We start from the raw sequence: 16,523 nt of genomic DNA, 5'->3' as shown, positions 1-16,523 counted from the left end.
GTCTTCTGCCATGATTTTTACAGCTCTTGGATTCAAGCCATGTGTCTCGATCCCCGCACTTCTGATCTCAAACATTGAAGGAGACAAGTATTTACGCGCGTAGCCTTCTGCTATTTGACTGCGACATGAATTGCCCGTACATAAGAAATAGATTTTTTTCATTTGATTTCCTCCGTTATGGATTAGTAAATGTCACTGTTTATCTAAAGTAAACTCTATGTGATGGAGCGAAAAAAACAATGGGTTTCTTAGTTTATATATTTCTTTTTGTTCAGCGTATAAATCGATGTGTACAAAGAACTCATCTTGTCTTTTTTACCATAAATACATGTTAGAAACAATCATTTTGAGTCAAAAATCAACGATGTAACAGACTGTTAAAAGAGATTAAGACACGGCAGATGATGAAGAAAGTAGGGGTGTAGTAAGCCGATACATTTCTTGATTGTGAGGCGAGAACAATTATTCGTCTTTTAAGAAAAAAAGTAGTAGAATCAGTTCATATTAAAAATAAAAAACCTTCCATTTTTGTAGGTTTAAAGGAGGTCATTACCTTGAAAAAAATCGGCTTTTTAAGCTTTGGACATTGGATGGAGAAAGGATCGCTTGTGAAATCAGCTCAAGATGCTTATTTGCAATCGATTGATTTAGCGGTGGAAGCAGAAAAAATCGGAGTGGACGGAGCGTTTTTCCGCGTACATCATTTTGCCCCTCAGATTGGGTCGCCGTTTCCTTTGCTAGCGGCAATCGGCGCAAAGACAAGTAAGATTGAAATCGGTACAGGACTTATTGATATGCGATATGAAAACCCTTATTATATGGCAGAAAATGCCGGATTGACAGATATCATCACGCAAGGAAGAGTGCAACTAGGATTGGGGCGTGGTTCACCTGAACAAGTTCTAGATGGCTGGAAATACTTTGGTTATGATTACAGTGAAGAAGAAATCAAAGAGGTAACACGGGAACGCACCCTTGAATTCTTGGAATTACTTGAAGGAAAACCATTTGCAGAACCAAATCCTCAACCAATGTTCCCGCAAGGATCAGGAAAATTACGGATAGAACCTTATTCAGAAGGATTACGACAAAGAATCTGGTGGGGAGCTGGTTCGCAGCAAACGGCAATCTGGGCAGCACAACATGGAATGAATCTGCAATCATCTACATTAGTCAATTACGAATCCCATGAGCCATTCCATATCCAACAAGCAAACCAATTACGTGCGTATAAAGAAGCGTGGAAGCAAGCAGGTCATGATTTTGAACCAAGAACATTAGTTACTCGCTCGATTCAGCCAATCACCACTGATTTGGATCGACGCTTATTTGGACAAGACGGTAGTCCGCAACAAGATGCTGTCGGCTATCTTGCTTATCACCGGAACCCGACGATTTTTGGAAAAACTTTTGCTGGTGAACCTGATCAATTAATCAAGGAGCTAGCTGAAGATGAAGCAATCAAAGAAGCAGACACAGTACTTGTCACGATTCCTAATACTTTGGGGGTAGAATACAACATGCACTTGCTTGAAACAATCGTAAAAGATATCGCTCCAGAATTAGGATGGCGGTAAAAAGGATATTTCTGTAAGTGCAGGATACTTGAGTGAAAAAATAAACACTTCTAACAATCAGTTAGAGGTGTTTATTCATGTTTTCATGAAGTTCATAGAGAAGGAAAGCGAGTTATCCGTTTGTTCAATGAGAATGTTCATAAGCTTCTTTTACATGTTGGGGTAAATTATCAGGAATCATTGTCAATACGGCTTCTTCATTGCCGGCTTTTATTGCTTCTTCATAGTACCAGCTTTTGTAGTTTAGCATAGCGAGTACTCTTTCTAATTTTGCTATTTCTTTTTCTACTACTTCTTTTTGTTTTTCAAATAGTTCTTTACGAACCTCAAATGTCTTACTGCCTTCTTTGCTCCATTCCATGAATTGCTTGATGTCTTTTATTTCTAAACCAGATTTTTTCAAACAGTCAATGACTCTCAAAGCCTCTAACTCATTCTCTGAAAATTTTCTAATACCAGAAACACGCTGGATATCAGGAAATAATCCCTCTTTGTCGTAATAACGTAAAGTAGAAACAGGCAATCCAAACATTTTAGACACTTGTCCAATGGAATACATAAAAAAATCCTCCTAAAATAAAATTTTTACCTTGACCTAAAGTTAAGTTTAAGTTTCATCATAATAATACATTCAAAAACAAATGTCAATTTTGATCAAAGGAGAGTCTAGAATATGAATAAAGAATTAAACATCACACAAGAATGGGACAAAGTATTTCCAAAAAGCAATCAAGTCAATCATCGAAAGGTGAGCTTCCCGAATCGTTTTGGTATCACATTAGTCGCTGATTTATATGAACCAAAAGAAGTAAGTGAAAAGAAATTGCCGGCAATCGCTGTGAGCGGGCCATTTGGTGCAGTGAAGGAACAATCGTCTGGTCTATATGCGCAGACGATGGCTGAAAGAGGCTTTTTAACGATTGCGTTTGATCCATCGTTTACAGGAGAAAGCGGAGGAGTACCTCGATATGTTGCTTCGCCTGATATCAATACGGAAGATTTCCAAGCGGCAGTAGACTTTTTATCTGTACAAAAAAATGTAAACCCTGAGAGAATCGGAATCATTGGTATTTGTGGATGGGGAGGTATGGCATTGAATGCAGCAGCTATCGATACGCGGGTCAAAGCAACAGTTGTTTCCACAATGTATGACATGACTCGAGTAACAGCAAATGGCTACTTCGATGTTATGGATGAAAATGCCCGATATGAAATGCGTGAAGAATTAAATGCACAACGCATCATTGATTTCAAACAAGGGGACTACGCACGTGCTGGAGGTGTGGTTGATCCGTTGCCTGAAGATGCTCCTCAATTTGTCAAAGACTATCATGCGTATTATAAAACAGACCGCGGATATCATGTCCGTTCTTTAAACTCCAATGATGGTTGGAATAGGACATCAGGGTTGTCACTTATGAATGCAAAACTATTGCATTATATTCCAGAAATCCGTCATGCAGTCTTAGTCATTCACGGGGAAAAAGCTCATTCACGTTACTTTGGGGAGGACGCTTTCAAAGAACTAAAAGGTGACAACAAGGAACTCATGATCATTCCAGGAGCATCCCATACAGATCTATACGACCAGACAGACATCATTCCATTTGAAAAAATGGCAACATTCTTTGAAGAGAACCTTGTGTAACCAAAAGGATTTAATCTAAAAGAGATTATGAAAAAACTGACCTGCATCAAGTAATAAGGACAGCCAAAAAAGCTCCTCATTTTTGACTTGGTTGGACTCATTAGCGTAGATGCAAGCTTTTGAGCACCGTTTAAAGAAGAGGTTGTGAAAAAGCCGCTTAGTTTCGAGTATTAAGAAAAATTTTGTGAAAATGGCTTTCCACATTTTTGCATAAATTTGGCTTAATACCGAGAAACTGGCTTTTGAACACCGTTTATACCAAGAGGTCGTGAGCCTGCCGTTTAACTCTGAGTCACAAGGAGCAATTTCAAAAAATAGCTTCTCATGCTTGTTGAATATTGTGACTTGTGACCGAGGAGTTGGTAGGAGAACACCGTTTATTCGAAAAAAGGACTGTGACACTGTACCGACCCCCAAAAGTTAGACCAAAAAATCTAACTTTTGGGGGTCGGTACACACGTTTTTTGTCACAGTCTCTTTGTGTCTCATTTCATATAAACAATTATTTACTTTGTACTATTTATTTCATTTCTGTGATTTTAATATTTTTTGCTAAATTTTTTACATCAGCTGGGATAACTTTCCCGACTTCTGATTGCTGTGCATTCGACATGCCGCAAGCCATTGCGTACCTTACACATTCTTTTAAAGGATAATTCTGTTCTAATGAATGAGCAAAACCTCCAACAGTGGCATCCCCAGAGCCTGTTGTATTAATGATAGGAATCTTAGGGATCTCAACATTCCAAAATTCTTCTTTTACTTTGACTACTGCACCATACGAGCCGCAAGAAATCATGATAACATCGATATCTTTAAATAGTGGATTTGTTTTTAGATGGTGTTTTATGTCGCTTTTTTGAGTAATTTTTTGATGGATGATATCTGAAAACTCATGGATATTAGGTTTGATGAACATCGGTTTATACTTACTTGCTAAGACTTCACGGAGATGTTGTCCAGATATATCCATTAATATATAGGTGGAAGGATCTATTTGTTCTTTGATATATTGTAATAATTTAGCATACAAAAAGGGATCTGGATTGTTAACAGAACCATTTATTGTAATGACTGAAAGGTAATTATTTTTACTGATTTGTTTGATATCATTCATTAATTTTTTGATAGTAGTATCTGCTATTTCAGGACCAGCTTCCACTAGCTCTGTCTGCGTTTCATCATCATGCATGATCGTGACGGCACCTCTTGATTCTTCTGCAATAGGTAAAAAATGCAAATCAAACAAATTTTCATTTTTCAGCATATCTTGAATCATACTGCCAAAATAACCGCCCAAAAACCCCGTTAAAATAACTGATGAACCTAGTAGAGCAGAAGCTCGTCCGCAATTGATTCCCTTGCCGCCTACATAGCGTACCGGAGAATCAAAGCGTGTCATCGTACCTAATTCAAAGTGTTTTGTAAAATAAATGGAATCAATGGATGGGTTCATCGTGATTGTCAGTATCATTTTTGGGCTCCTTTAATATTGTTAAGTATTTTGAATAATGATTGAAATCCTGTTCTGATAAATGATTATCGGTTATTAGATAATCAAAATCGGTTAATTTTCTAAAAGTATAGACGTCTGATTTATTTAATTTTGAATAATCTGCAACAATGCATTTGATTTTTGCTGCATTGAGCGCTGCGTTCTGAATATTTCCCTCAATAAATTGAGCGGTTGTCACATTGTTATCAAATATGCCGTTTGTTGCAGCGAAAGAGATATCGACATTCAAACTTTCAAAAGATCTTTCTGCAACTTCCCCAATGAACTCTTCTGTAATAGGAGAAAATTCGCCACCAGTAAGTAAAATCCGATAACTTGTATGATTCTTTAAATAGTTGAAAGCAATCAAACTGTTTGTAATTACAAATAGATTTTTCTTTTGAATGAAAGGAAGTGCATATAGGATCGTTGTTCCAGCACCGACATAAATAGTAGAATTATCGGGAATCATACTGTTCATGACTTGACCAATATATTTTTTTTCGGCTACATTCGTATCAATTTTTTCTTGAGTCGATAGTTCTCGATTATAAGGTTCCTTTCGTTCAACGCCACCATATAGCTTTTTTACTTTATTTTTTTTTGCTAATTCAGTGACATCTCGGCGTATGGTCATTTCTGATACGCCTAATTTGTTAGCGATTTCTGAATTAGTTAAATAAAAATCTTTCTCTAATAACGTAATGATTCGTTCTTGTCTTTCTTTTTTCAGCATATGAATTACTCCTTTAACATAAAAGTCAATTTTTGTTCGACTTTGTTCTTCTTAATTATATAGATAAACGATTTTATTTTCAAGTAGATCAAATTTAACAAAATAAATTTCTTTTGAAAGCGTTGACAAAACAAACTAACAGAAATATAATGTTCTTGTAAAACAAAGATGAACTTAGTAGAACAATAAATTAACAAACTTAATCAAAAAGGAGGAGGTTGGAATGAAATATAAAGAGATGTTCGTTCCTAGTTTGATTCAATTAGCGGTAGAAGTAAAAAATAAAGAAGAAGCTTTTTTAATCGCTGCACAACGATTAGAAAAAATGGGGTACGTCAATGAGAATTATTTGAATGGACTGATTGCAAGAGAAAGAGAATTTCCTACTGGATTGATTACTAAGTATTTAAATATCGCGCTGCCACATTCGGAATGTGAATATGTCGAAAAGCCATTTGTTTTTGTTATGCAGCTGAAGACCCCAATTTATTTTTATCAAATGGGGGATAATCAGGAAATGACTGTAGAAAATCTATTTTTTTTAGGAATCAAAGAACCAAAAGAACAAGTAGGATTACTTCAAGCGTTTATGAATTTATTCATGGATGAAACATTCGTGGAAAATTATAAGAAACAAGAAACACCGCAAAACATATACGAACTTATTACAAATTATATTTAGGAGGAAGAAAAAATGAAAAATCGGTTAATTGTCGCATGTGGAAGTGGAGTAGCAACGAGTCAGACAATCGCTAGTAAGATCCAAAGTATGTTAGAAGATGACGGCATCGCATTTCCTGTAGAAGCAGTTGATTACAAATCGATTCAAAATGAGCTTCTAACTGCTGGAATCTATGTGTATGTCGCACAACCTGATGAGGAAGTACTTGAACAAGCAAAAGATTTGGGTATTGAAGTATTTCCAGGAATTCCATTTTTAACTGGAATGGGTGTAGAACCCATTTATGACAGTATCAAAGAGTTAGTACAGTAAAGGAGGATTGTTGGATAAAAAAGTTGGTTCATAGTTTTATCTACTATATTTCGAAAGAAAGAAGGTTTATTTATGGAAGTTTTCCAAACCATTATCAATTATGTTTTGAACTTAGGATCAGCCATTTTTGTTCCCCTGATTATTTTGATACTTGGATTGTTGGCAGGGATGAAATTAAAAAAAGCATTCATGTCTGCTTTAACTTTAGGGATTGCTTTTAGCGGAATGTCTATGGTCATTGGCTATATGTCTAACGCAGTAAGTCCAGCATCAGAAGCATTGGCTAAAAATACGGGAATCAGTTTGCCTGCACTTGATCTTGGGTGGACAGGTGCAGCAAGCATCACATGGTCGTGGAGTTATGCTTTTATATTTTTTGCAGTAACGATTGGGGTCAATTTTGTACTGTTAATTTTTAATTGGACGAAGACGTTAAATGTTGATATGTGGAATGTTTGGGGGAAAGCTTTAACTGCTTATTTAGTTTATTATGTTTCCGGTAGTTTGGCTGCAGGCTTTCTTACTGCAATGGTCCAAGTTATATTGGAATTAAAGCTTGGTGATATGTTTCAAAAACATATACAAGATCTCACAGGGATTCCATTAGTAACAGTGACTCATTTTATGACATCTGCCGCTGTCTTGTTGCTGCCTTTCAATATGATCATGGATAAAATTCCTGCTTTAAATAAACGAGCGGATACGAATGCATTGAAGAAGAAAATTGGGATCTTCTCTGAAAACTCTGTAATGGGATTCATTATTGGATTGGGGCTTGGATTTGCTGCTGCGTATGGCGTTTCAGGTTCTCTTAATCTAGCGATCCAAACAGCTACAGCATTAAGTTTGTTTCCTATGATCTCTAAAATGTTCATGCAATCTTTGTCTCCTCTAGCAGACGCTATGTCAGAATTTATGAAAAAGCGGTTTAAGGATCGTGAAGTATATATCGGATTGGACTGGCCGATATTAGCTGGTCGTTCAGAAATTTGGGTTAATGCTATTTTACTTGTTCCTGTGTTTATTGGTTATGCCATTATTTTGCCAGGAAACCAAGTATTACCATTAGCAGGGATTATCAACTATTCGATTGCGGTCGGCGGATTACTTTTAACAGGAGGAAACTTGGCTCGTATGCTGATCTTGGGAATCCTCACGATGCCTATTTATTTGTACGGGGCCACTTACCTTGCGCCAATACTCAGTGATTTAGCAGAAAAAAGCGGAGCAGTCGAGGGAATCAAGAAAGGACAGTTGATCACATGGTCATCCATAGAAGGGCCGGAGTTCAGGGTTTTATTTGCGGAGGCATTTAATAGGAATATTCTCGCTATTGTAGGATGCGTGATTTTTCTAGGACTGTTTGTTCTACTTTATAAATATATGATAAAAGCGAAAGTACCGAGTGAACGTTATGCTGAACTACAAAAATAGCATTGAAATGGTGGGAAAGTAATGAAAAGAGAAGAGACAGATAAAATAAAATGGACAGTCGCTCTTTGTGGTACACTTCTGCTATTTCTATATGGACTCTTTACTCAGAATATCATCATCAATCTATTGGTCATTTTTTTCGCACTAGTGATCTATAAATATGGAAATCACGTTTTATTCAGAGAGTACGATGAAAAAAGAAAACGGAAAATAGAAGAATCAATAAAAATAAAAGAAGCTACCAAAGAAATATTGAGAGAAAAAAGTTTTATAAAAAGATAATGGAGGGGTCATTATGTCAGATGGACGTATGTTATTTGAGAGAGAACGACAGGACATGGCACGTATCGTAAGAGTGATTTTCGAAAGGAAAAACACAAATGTCGCAGGAGGGAATTTTTCCTTTAAAACCACTGATGATCAAGGGAAAGACTACATCATCATGACGCCGACCATGATGTCAGAAGCCTATCTAGGAGAGATTTCTCCTGCACAGGTTCTAGTAGTAGAACCAAGAACGCGTAGAATCGTTGACGGAGTCGGTCATTTAACTCGGGAGATCAATATGCATGAAGCGATGTACGAGACTAATCCAGCTATCAAAGCTGTCCTCCATGCTCATGCGCCTAATGCAATGTTCTGGGCGACTACTGGGTTGCCTATGCCTAATTTGACAGAAGCCACAGCTAAAGTAAAAGAGATTCCTGTCATGGACTTTGAGCCTAATTGCTCTGAAGAACTTGCTGAATTGACAAGCGACTATGTAAAAAAACAGCATCTCGAATTACCGCATATGTTGCTGCTCAACTCTCATGGCGTATTGATCAACACAGGTGGAGAATCAGGAATCGAAGCTATCCATAAAGCACTGCAAATCCTTGATACAGTTGAATGGAATGCAGAAATTGCCTACAAGCAGACGATTTTTCAAGCATTAGGGATTACTGACGGTTTTTATTCAAAAGGTGAGAAAATCGGGGGATTGGAAGAGTTGAAACATAAAACGGCTATTTATAATAAATCTGTTATTGCAGCTGGTGGAGACTAACCTATCTGACACAAAAACTACGACTTTCACAAAATCTGATCCAGATCGATATCTGCTTCAGGTTGTATTATGTAAGTCGTAGTTCTTTTATTTTATTTAGTTAAGAGGTGGTCTGTCCATTCCCTCGCTTGCTCGATTTCGTCCATCGTCAACTGATGACCTGTTACAGTTAGCTGAATAGTCACATTTGCTTGGCGTGTTTCGAATTGATCGGCCAATTCTTTAAAGGAAGCAGGGGAAACGATTGGATCGTTATCACCATAAGAAAGCCAGACGGTTTTATCTTCTAATGTGGAACGGCTTTGATGGACACCTAGAGACATCGGATGGAAAAACAACCCTTTATTTAGCTCGGTCTCACGCTCCAATAATAAATGAGCAGCGATGTTTGCGCCATTTGAATAGCCGACAAGCAGCCAATCACTTAACGGTATCTGTTCTGTTTCGCTGATTTCTTTGATTTTTTCATGGAGTTTATCTGTTTCTTTTTCCAAACTGTCCAGGTCGAATTGATTCAATCCATTACGTTTGAAAAAACGATTCATCCCATCTTCTTGGACCGTGCCACGAAAAGAAAGCAATGTACTGTTTGGTGCAAGAAAGTGAGCGATATCCAGTAAAGAATGTTCATCGCCACCTGTGCCATGAAGTAAGATCAAATGCTTGCCACTTGTTCCTTTTTCAAAAATATAGGTCATTTTGTTCCCTCTTTTCTGTTTCTATAGATGCAAAAAATGAAGTAGCATGAAGAGATTATTCACGTTTTTTATTTGCATCACTTGTATCGAAAGGACGGACATAGGCTTCAATGGCTTCACGACGTTCTTCTAAGAATGGAGGAAGAGATAGTTTTTCTCCTGCTGATTCTGCTGGTTCATCTTCAAGGAATCCAGGACCATCAGTTGCTAATTCAAACAGTACGTGATGAGCGGCTAGGAAGTACTCAGATTGGAAATAGAAACGATCGACGAAACCAGAATTTGGCAATTCAATCTTATTGATTACTTGAATCCAGTATTCCAATGCTTCTTTGTCTGCTACACGCAATGCTAAGTGATGGATATTTCCAAATCCTTCGATTGCTTTTGGCAAGTCTGTCCGATGTTCAATAATGATGCTTGCACCATTTCCCCCTTCACCGATTTCAAATAAGTAGAAATCTCCTGAATGGTCTGTTTCTTTGAATCCTAAGATTTTTTCAAGAATCAAGCGGATATGCTCTAATTGACTGACACGGACAAAGACAGGTCCAAGTCCTGTGATCGCAAACTCTGCCGGTACATTGCTGTTTTTCCAAGGAATGCCAGCTGCTACACCTTGATTGTTTTCGTCAGAGATCAATTGATAATACTGATTATCGAAATCTTCAAATTCGATATATTTTTTGCCGAAACGTTCATTGATTGCTGAATGAGTAACGTCATATTTTTCAAAACGTTCCAACCAAAAGTCTAATGCAGCGTCACTTGGCACACGGAAAGAAGCACGAGAGATCGTATCTGTTCCTTTTTTTCCTTTTGGCTGATTTGGAAAATCAAAGAAAGTCATATCTGTTCCTGGCGCACCAGTATCGTCTGTAAAGTAAAGATGGTAAGTTTCGATGTCATCTTGGTTAACTGTTTTTTTGATTAAGCGCATTCCTAAAATATCTGTAAAAAAGCGGTAGATTTTTGTAGCGCTAGATGTCATTGCTGTGACGTGGTGAATTCCTCTGATTTGTGTATCCATGATAAATTTCCTCCTGTTAACTTACAAAAAGTAAGTAGTTGATTTAGACATAGTATAGAGGGTGCATCTCTATTTTACAATTAATTTGTCTTCTAAAGTATCAGAAAGGAATCAAGAATGGAAAAGAGGAGGGACGGATCAATAAAATAAAAAGACTTACGACTAGCTGTATCGATTTCAAAAAAACTAGCTTTAAAAAGCTAACTTTAGAATCATTACGGGTGGTCATAAGTCTTTTTATGCTGAGTTATTTTTTCATTTTTGAGCTAATGCTTAGGATAGGATAGAATGTTGATTTCACGATCTCTTCTTGTTACTTGAAACTGCTTACCACTGTCACGATCTCTTGGTAAACGGCTTTTTCACAACCTCTTTGGTTAAGTTGAACGCACATCCAGCACAGAATAGTTCCGAACATCAAATCGGTTTCGGCTGGAAGAATATTCAATCGGCTGTCCATCTTTGAGATAGACGACTTGCTGAACTTCCAGTACAGGATCGTTTTCTGCACAGTTCAAATATTGCTGATCATATTCATCACTTTTATCTGCAGAAATAGCACGATAAGCCCCTGCAAAATGGACATTCAATTCTTGATGAAGATGATCATAGATAGAGGCTAACAAATGTTCTTTTTTTAAACCCGGCACAAGATGGACTGGCATAAAGGTATGCTCTAAAACATATGGCTCGCCATCTAAGATCCTTAACCGGTGAATATTGTAGACAGGTTGCTCGGCATCGATCATCAATCGTTCTTGGATATATTGATTAGGGAATTCAACATCAAAATGAATGATTTGACTCTTCAAAGAACGATGTCTGCGTTTCATTTGGAGACTCAAACCTTCATACTCGTTAGCGGGCGATGTGTCTTTTTGCATAAATGGATGATTCAAGATTTTCGTTCCTGATCCTCGCTGCGAATAGACAAGTCCTTCCATTGCTAAGATATTGATGGCTTTTTTGATTGTCATCCGGCTCGCACCAAATTCTTTGACCAAGTCCACTTGATTAGGCAAAAAACTATCGGGAGGATACTCTTTTGAACGGATACGTTCTCTTAAAATATTTGCGATTTCTTCGTATTTTGGCACGTTATTCACCTCTTCTAGAGTATAACGAAAGATTATACTTCCGACAACTCGAAGTAGCATCTGGAACATTGTTTATTCGAAAAAAGAGGTTGTGACAAGTTTTTGTCACAACCCCTTAATGATCTATTAAGCAATATCTAAATCTGGTTGTTTATCTAGTACTTTCAGGAATGGGTACCAGATAAAGGCAACGATGACAAAGTCGACGACTTGCAGCATACCACCAAGCCATGAATTTGTTGCTAAGACACCGCTTGCAATGATTGGCACAGTCCATGGAACAGAGACGCCAGTTGGTGCAGGGACAAGTCCAGCAGCCATTACCAAATAATTGAACGTCGTTACGATTAGAGGTGCCACAACCCAAGGAATAAGGATTGTTGCATTCAATACGATCGGTAGACCGAAGATCGCTGGTTCATTTACATTGAAAATACCAGGTGCTAAAGCTAATCGTCCAACATCACGATACTGTTTCTTTTTAAGAACAAAGGCCATCAATAAAACGACAGCTAAAGTCATTCCAGAGCCACCAATACCAACAGTGAAGGTTTCCATGAATGGTTTTGTGATGATGTGTGGTAATTCTTTTCCATGTTGATAAGCTTCTAAGTTATCAAGCATCAGTGTATTCCAAATCGGGTCCATTACAGAGTTGACGATGATTTGTCCGTGAAGTCCGAAGAACCATAAGAATTGGACAAAGAACAAAGCAATCAATGTTGCAGGTAAACTACTTCCCAAACCAGTTAATGGTTTTTGGATCACTTCATAAACGACGTCATGTAAGTTAGCATTGAAAATACCAGTCATCACAGCATTGATTACTAAGAAAATAGTTAGTGTCACTACAGCAGGGATCAAAGCGGCAAATGATTTTGTTACTGCAGGCGGAACTCCATCAGGCATTTTGATCTGCCAGCCGCGTTTCGTGATTCTGCAGTAGATTTCTCCAGCCAAGAAAGCAGCGATCATTCCAATGAACATTCCTTTTGCGCCAAGACGATCAAGTGAAAGCACACCAGTCACATCTTCACCGCCAGCGGTTTTCATTGCAAAAGGCGTAAGAATCAAGAAGCTGGCAAAAGACACGGCACCACCGAAAATACCTTCAACGTCATAAGATTTTGATAAATAATAGCCGATACCAAAAGTAACAAAAACCGACATGATGCTCATTGTTGCATTTTGCCCATTACCGAATAAGTTCGATAAAGTTCCCTTTGTTGCGTCACTGAAAAAAGGCAAGTTATTGATAACGACAACGATCGAACCGAACATCGTTAAAGGGAAGGAAAGCATGAAAGCATCCCGCAGCACTGTAAGGTAACGATTTTGCCCTAATAAATTAGCTAAGGGCATGATTTTCTCAGAAAGCTTGTCCATAAAACCGTTCATTTTTATTCACCTCAAATTTATTTGCAATCGATTACATACAAAGTATAACGCCAAAAATTTTAAATGTCTAGTCATTTTCATAAAAAGTATTGATTTATTTTTTAGGGTTCGTTATGATTACGGTATCAAGAAAAAGAGAGGAAGTAAAAAAATGAAAACCTACACATTCCCAGAAAATTTTTGGTGGGGTTCTGCTGCTAGCGGACCGCAAACAGAAGGAAGAGTAAGTGATGATGGTAAAGGAGAAAATATTTGGGATCATTGGTATGAATTAGAGCCTGAAAAATTCTTCGATCAAGTAGGACCTGAAAAAACTTCGCAAGTTTACACAAAATACAAAGAAGATGTTCAGTTAATGAAAGAAACTGGCCATAACACATTTCGTACATCTATCCAATGGAGTCGTTTGATTCCAGAAGGGACAGGTGAAATCAATCAAAAAGCTGTTTCTTTTTATCGAGATTATTTTACTGAATTGCTGGATAATGGTATTGAACCTTTTGTGAACCTTTACCATTTCGATATGCCACTACCACTGCAAGAAAAAGGCGGATGGTTATCAAGAGAAACGGTCGACGCTTATGTTTCTTATGCAGCAGCGTGCTTTGAACTGTTTGGAGATCTGGTCAAAAAATGGTTTACTCATAATGAACCAATCGTACCTGTAGAAGGAGGCTACTTGTATCAATTCCACTATCCAAATCATATCAATATGAAAGAAGCGGTCCAAGTAGGCTATCATGAGAATCTAGCAAGCGCAAAGGCAATCAAAGCCTACCATGAAGGCGGACATGATGGTGAGATCGGAATCATCTTGAATCTGACACCAAGCTATCCGAGAGATGAAACGAACCCAGAAGATGTAAAAGCGGCGAAGATCGCTGACGCATTCTTCAACCGATCATTCCTTGACACTGCAGTGAAAGGAGAGTTTCCACAAGAGTTGATCGAAATTGTCAAAGAATTGGCTATAATGCCAGAGATCCATGAAGGAGACCTAGAACTCATCCGTGAAAACACGATTGACCTGCTAGGAATCAATTACTATCAGCCTCGTCGAATCAAAGCAAAAGAAACTCCAATCAATCACGAACATAGCCCCATGCCAGATGATTATTTTGATAATTACGACATGCCTAACAAAAAAATGAATCCATATCGTGGATGGGAAATTTACGAAAAAGGAATCTATGATATTTTAACGAATACAAGAGAAAACTATGGTAATATCAAATGCTATATTTCTGAAAATGGGATGGGGGTCGAAGGAGAAGAACGATTTGTTAACAGCGAAGGAATTATTGAAGATGATTACCGGATCGAGTTTGTTACGGATCATTTGAAATACGTCCATCAAGCAATCCAAGAAGGAACCAATTGTGTGGGTTACCACATGTGGACATGTATGGACAACTGGTCTTGGACAAATGCTTATAAGAATCGCTATGGCTTTATCGCTGTTGATTTGGCACAAGACGGTAAACGGACGATCAAAAAATCAGGTCGCTGGTTTAAAACGGTCTCTGAAAAAAACGGATTTGATGCCTGATATTTTTTGATAAAACGTTCACAAAATGTTTGTTCTAACACTGTAATCGTGCTACACTAACAGTGAAGGAGGCGTTTACAATGGTAGATACTTATCGTAATATTTTAGTAGCAATTGATGGTTCTGAAAAGGCAGAAAAAGCATTTCTTGAGGCAATCACGATTGCCAAACGAAATCAAGCAACGTTGCACATCCTGTATGTCAATGAAGTAACAGGCAATTACTTTGGTGATTTTGCATTTGTTACAACAAGCCTTCAGGAAGAATTGGATGAGGTTGCGGAAAACCAGATGAAAGAACATCGAAACTTGGCAATTGAAAAAGGCCTGACAGATATCGAGACATATGTTCTTTACGGTTATCCAAAGACACTGATTGCTAATTTCCATGAATCGAAAGAACCAATCGATCTGATTGTCATGGGGGCGACAGGTCTGAATGCGGTAGAACGTGCACTAGTAGGTTCCACTACTTCCTATGTAGTCAACCACGCATCATGTAACGTCATGGTTGTAAAATAAATAAATTAAGGGAATAGAAAGCAAAAAAGCATAACGCTTCTTTTGCTTTCTGTTCCTTTTATTTTTTTGTAAAAAATTACTTTACCTGATGAAGTAATCATGCTATTCTAATTACAACGACAGATGGAGTAATATGGAGGAAAGAAAATGATTTCAAGTGATGGAATACGCGGATACAATGATGCGATTATTTTATCGATCCTTAACAAAAACGATTCTTATGGATATGAAATTTCTAAAACGATTCGTGAGAGGACAAATGATTCCTATGTGATCAAAGAGACAACACTTTACTCCGTTTTTGCCCGTTTAGAAAAGAATCAACTGATTGTTTCGTATCCTGGAGAAGTGACTCATGGAAAAAAGCGGACATATTATAAAATCACTGAAATAGGGCGTAATCTTTTAGAAGAAAAAAAGCAAGAGTGGCTGACGACGAAAGACGTAGTCGATCAATTTTTGGAGGGAAATTAAATGGATACAATCCGTAATTATTTAGACAGTCTTTTTATCGGAGTACCTCAAAGTACCGAGATAGATAAGCTAAAAACTGATTTGTTGGCAAATATGGAAGACCATTATCATGAATTGATGGGAGAAGGAAAAAATGAACAGGAGGCCATCGGTACAGTAATTTCGACATTTGGTTCAATCGATGAATTATTAGAAGAACTAGATGTCGAAAAAAAACATCAAGCTGACGAGACGAAAACAAACACAGCTTCTATTTATTTAAGCGAAGCAGAAAACTACTGGAAAGAATACAGAGCGGCAAGTCTCCAAGTGGCATCAGGTGTTCTATTCATTAGCTTATCTTTTGCAAGTATTTTTTTCTTTTGTTCAGCAGGATATGTGTTCATGGGTATTTCTTGTCTGATTTTCGGTATAGCATTAGCTGTCGGTTTTTTTATTGCTTCTGGTATGAAAATCACACGTTTAAATCACTTTTTGCACCATCGGAAAATACCTGAAAAAGTATTAGCAGAAGCAAAAGAAAAAGAAGAAGGGTATCAGCGAAGTTTTGGCTTCTCACTGATTGCAGGAATCGGATTATGTATTTTTTCACTTTTCCCACTTTTGGCTTCTTTAATGTGGTATATGGATGGTAGTATCGGTGCCTCTATATTTTTTGTTACGGTAGGAACGGGAGTCTTCTTGATCATTTATGGCAGTCTGGTCCGTCATTCTTATCGTCAATTCACTCAAAGTGCTTATTACTGGTGAATGTATTCAGATTTGTAAAAATATTCTATTTATCCGGCGTAGAAAAAAAGACTGTGACACGCTTTTGTCACAGT

19 protein-coding genes are annotated in these 16,523 nt (G+C 37.6%); 11 read left to right on the top strand and 8 right to left on the bottom strand.

The features are described from left to right. The coding region (locus OZ002_RS08675) for an arsenate reductase/protein-tyrosine-phosphatase family protein (RefSeq protein ID WP_442784189.1) at positions 1 to 162 on the bottom strand (162 nt) is incomplete at its 3' end. Between the two features lie 392 nt (positions 163 to 554). Here OZ002_RS08675 and OZ002_RS08670 point away from each other — a divergent pair. Further along, complete coding sequence (locus OZ002_RS08670; protein ID WP_325083128.1) at positions 555 to 1,577, top strand: LLM class flavin-dependent oxidoreductase; 1,023 nt, start codon at positions 555 to 557, stop codon at positions 1,575 to 1,577. A 124-nt stretch (positions 1,578 to 1,701) separates the two neighbouring features. Here the strand turns inward: OZ002_RS08670 and OZ002_RS08665 are convergent, their stop codons facing one another. Next, the gene (locus tag OZ002_RS08665; protein WP_049142219.1) at positions 1,702 to 2,136 is read right to left on the bottom strand and encodes a MerR family transcriptional regulator; all 435 of its coding nucleotides are present in this window, start codon (positions 2,134 to 2,136) and stop codon (positions 1,702 to 1,704) included. A gap of 114 nt (positions 2,137 to 2,250) precedes the next feature. Between OZ002_RS08665 and OZ002_RS08660 the strand changes: the two genes are divergently transcribed. Beyond that, entirely contained in the window at positions 2,251 to 3,225 is a 975-nt protein-coding gene (locus OZ002_RS08660) for an alpha/beta hydrolase (RefSeq protein WP_002288289.1), read from the top strand. Positions 3,226 to 3,745: 520 nt separating this feature from the next. On the opposite strand, the gene OZ002_RS08655 is transcribed toward OZ002_RS08660, so the two are convergent. Further along, positions 3,746 to 4,699, bottom strand: a complete 954-nt coding sequence (locus OZ002_RS08655; protein ID WP_002324635.1) for a 1-phosphofructokinase family hexose kinase — start codon at positions 4,697 to 4,699, stop codon at positions 3,746 to 3,748. Beyond that, positions 4,665 to 5,456, bottom strand: coding sequence for a DeoR/GlpR family DNA-binding transcription regulator (locus OZ002_RS08650; protein ID WP_002306971.1), 792 nt, complete (start codon positions 5,454 to 5,456; stop codon positions 4,665 to 4,667). The genes OZ002_RS08655 and OZ002_RS08650 overlap by 35 nt, the downstream gene beginning before the upstream one ends. A 223-nt stretch (positions 5,457 to 5,679) precedes the next feature. Between OZ002_RS08650 and OZ002_RS08645 the strand changes: the two genes are divergently transcribed. The 5 genes from OZ002_RS08645 (at position 5,680) to OZ002_RS08625 (ending at position 8,932) form a co-directional block, all read left to right on the top strand. Further along, positions 5,680 to 6,138, top strand: coding sequence for a PTS sugar transporter subunit IIA (locus tag OZ002_RS08645; protein WP_002306970.1), 459 nt, complete (start codon positions 5,680 to 5,682; stop codon positions 6,136 to 6,138). 12 nt (positions 6,139 to 6,150) lie between these two features. Beyond that, complete coding sequence (locus tag OZ002_RS08640; RefSeq protein WP_002288285.1) at positions 6,151 to 6,450, top strand: PTS sugar transporter subunit IIB; 300 nt, start codon at positions 6,151 to 6,153, stop codon at positions 6,448 to 6,450. Between the two features lie 72 nt (positions 6,451 to 6,522). Next, positions 6,523 to 7,884: a PTS galactitol transporter subunit IIC gene (locus tag OZ002_RS08635; protein ID WP_156249047.1), complete on the top strand. Its 1,362-nt coding sequence runs from the start codon at positions 6,523 to 6,525 to the stop codon at positions 7,882 to 7,884. 21 nt (positions 7,885 to 7,905) lie between these two features. Next, the gene (locus OZ002_RS08630; RefSeq protein ID WP_002291816.1) at positions 7,906 to 8,166 is read left to right on the top strand and encodes a hypothetical protein; all 261 of its coding nucleotides are present in this window, start codon (positions 7,906 to 7,908) and stop codon (positions 8,164 to 8,166) included. 13 nt (positions 8,167 to 8,179) lie between these two features. Then, complete coding sequence (locus OZ002_RS08625; RefSeq protein ID WP_002288278.1) at positions 8,180 to 8,932, top strand: class II aldolase/adducin family protein; 753 nt, start codon at positions 8,180 to 8,182, stop codon at positions 8,930 to 8,932. A gap of 92 nt (positions 8,933 to 9,024) precedes the next feature. Here the strand turns inward: OZ002_RS08625 and OZ002_RS08620 are convergent, their stop codons facing one another. The 4 genes from OZ002_RS08620 to celB form a co-directional block, all read right to left on the bottom strand. Continuing rightward, positions 9,025 to 9,630 (bottom strand): alpha/beta hydrolase, encoded by a 606-nt coding sequence (locus OZ002_RS08620; protein WP_104765454.1) that lies wholly within the window; start codon positions 9,628 to 9,630, stop codon positions 9,025 to 9,027. A gap of 55 nt (positions 9,631 to 9,685) precedes the next feature. After that, the gene (locus OZ002_RS08615) at positions 9,686 to 10,660 is read right to left on the bottom strand and encodes a ring-cleaving dioxygenase (protein ID WP_123839909.1); all 975 of its coding nucleotides are present in this window, start codon (positions 10,658 to 10,660) and stop codon (positions 9,686 to 9,688) included. A 377-nt stretch (positions 10,661 to 11,037) separates the two neighbouring features. After that, positions 11,038 to 11,757, bottom strand: a complete 720-nt coding sequence (locus OZ002_RS08610) for a GntR family transcriptional regulator (RefSeq protein WP_002294363.1) — start codon at positions 11,755 to 11,757, stop codon at positions 11,038 to 11,040. A gap of 126 nt (positions 11,758 to 11,883) precedes the next feature. Beyond that, complete coding sequence (celB, locus tag OZ002_RS08605) at positions 11,884 to 13,155, bottom strand: PTS cellobiose transporter subunit IIC (protein WP_123839910.1); 1,272 nt, start codon at positions 13,153 to 13,155, stop codon at positions 11,884 to 11,886. A 151-nt stretch (positions 13,156 to 13,306) separates the two neighbouring features. Between celB and OZ002_RS08600 the strand changes: the two genes are divergently transcribed. The 4 genes from OZ002_RS08600 (at position 13,307) to OZ002_RS08585 (ending at position 16,449) form a co-directional block, all read left to right on the top strand. Continuing rightward, positions 13,307 to 14,704, top strand: coding sequence for a glycoside hydrolase family 1 protein (locus tag OZ002_RS08600; RefSeq protein ID WP_123839911.1), 1,398 nt, complete (start codon positions 13,307 to 13,309; stop codon positions 14,702 to 14,704). 80 nt (positions 14,705 to 14,784) lie between these two features. Beyond that, the gene (locus OZ002_RS08595) at positions 14,785 to 15,225 is read left to right on the top strand and encodes a universal stress protein (protein ID WP_002289467.1); all 441 of its coding nucleotides are present in this window, start codon (positions 14,785 to 14,787) and stop codon (positions 15,223 to 15,225) included. A 147-nt stretch (positions 15,226 to 15,372) separates the two neighbouring features. Further along, positions 15,373 to 15,699, top strand: a complete 327-nt coding sequence (locus OZ002_RS08590; RefSeq protein WP_002289468.1) for a PadR family transcriptional regulator — start codon at positions 15,373 to 15,375, stop codon at positions 15,697 to 15,699. Then, positions 15,700 to 16,449 (top strand): permease prefix domain 1-containing protein, encoded by a 750-nt coding sequence (locus tag OZ002_RS08585; protein ID WP_049142125.1) that lies wholly within the window; start codon positions 15,700 to 15,702, stop codon positions 16,447 to 16,449. The last annotated feature ends 74 nt before the right edge of the window (positions 16,450 to 16,523 follow it).

The organism is Enterococcus sp. E4-150, from assembly GCF_035726465.1.
GTDB lineage: Bacteria > Bacillota > Bacilli > Lactobacillales > Enterococcaceae > Enterococcus_B > Enterococcus_B faecium.
The sequence above is the reverse complement of the archived record's forward strand: the minus strand, read 5'-3'. Positions and strand labels throughout refer to the sequence as shown.

Excerpts from the sequence above, each read along its gene's own strand:
- OZ002_RS08615 (WP_123839909.1), bottom strand. The coding sequence starts at position 10,660 with ATGGATACACAAATCAGAGGAATTCACCACGTCACAGCAATGACATCT.
- OZ002_RS08645 (WP_002306970.1), top strand. The coding sequence starts at position 5,680 with ATGAAATATAAAGAGATGTTCGTTCCTAGTTTGATTCAATTAGCGGTA.
- OZ002_RS08665 (WP_049142219.1), bottom strand. The coding sequence starts at position 2,136 with ATGTATTCCATTGGACAAGTGTCTAAAATGTTTGGATTGCCTGTTTCT.
- OZ002_RS08640 (WP_002288285.1), top strand. The coding sequence starts at position 6,151 with ATGAAAAATCGGTTAATTGTCGCATGTGGAAGTGGAGTAGCAACGAGT.
- OZ002_RS08585 (WP_049142125.1), top strand. The coding sequence starts at position 15,700 with ATGGATACAATCCGTAATTATTTAGACAGTCTTTTTATCGGAGTACCT.
- OZ002_RS08650 (WP_002306971.1), bottom strand. The coding sequence starts at position 5,456 with ATGCTGAAAAAAGAAAGACAAGAACGAATCATTACGTTATTAGAGAAA.
- OZ002_RS08630 (WP_002291816.1), top strand. The coding sequence starts at position 7,906 with ATGAAAAGAGAAGAGACAGATAAAATAAAATGGACAGTCGCTCTTTGT.
- celB (WP_123839910.1), bottom strand. The coding sequence starts at position 13,155 with ATGAACGGTTTTATGGACAAGCTTTCTGAGAAAATCATGCCCTTAGCT.
- OZ002_RS08635 (WP_156249047.1), top strand. The coding sequence starts at position 6,523 with ATGGAAGTTTTCCAAACCATTATCAATTATGTTTTGAACTTAGGATCA.
- OZ002_RS08655 (WP_002324635.1), bottom strand. The coding sequence starts at position 4,699 with ATGATACTGACAATCACGATGAACCCATCCATTGATTCCATTTATTTT.
- OZ002_RS08595 (WP_002289467.1), top strand. The coding sequence starts at position 14,785 with ATGGTAGATACTTATCGTAATATTTTAGTAGCAATTGATGGTTCTGAA.
- OZ002_RS08625 (WP_002288278.1), top strand. The coding sequence starts at position 8,180 with ATGTCAGATGGACGTATGTTATTTGAGAGAGAACGACAGGACATGGCA.
- OZ002_RS08600 (WP_123839911.1), top strand. The coding sequence starts at position 13,307 with ATGAAAACCTACACATTCCCAGAAAATTTTTGGTGGGGTTCTGCTGCT.
- OZ002_RS08660 (WP_002288289.1), top strand. The coding sequence starts at position 2,251 with ATGAATAAAGAATTAAACATCACACAAGAATGGGACAAAGTATTTCCA.
- OZ002_RS08620 (WP_104765454.1), bottom strand. The coding sequence starts at position 9,630 with ATGACCTATATTTTTGAAAAAGGAACAAGTGGCAAGCATTTGATCTTA.
- OZ002_RS08590 (WP_002289468.1), top strand. The coding sequence starts at position 15,373 with ATGATTTCAAGTGATGGAATACGCGGATACAATGATGCGATTATTTTA.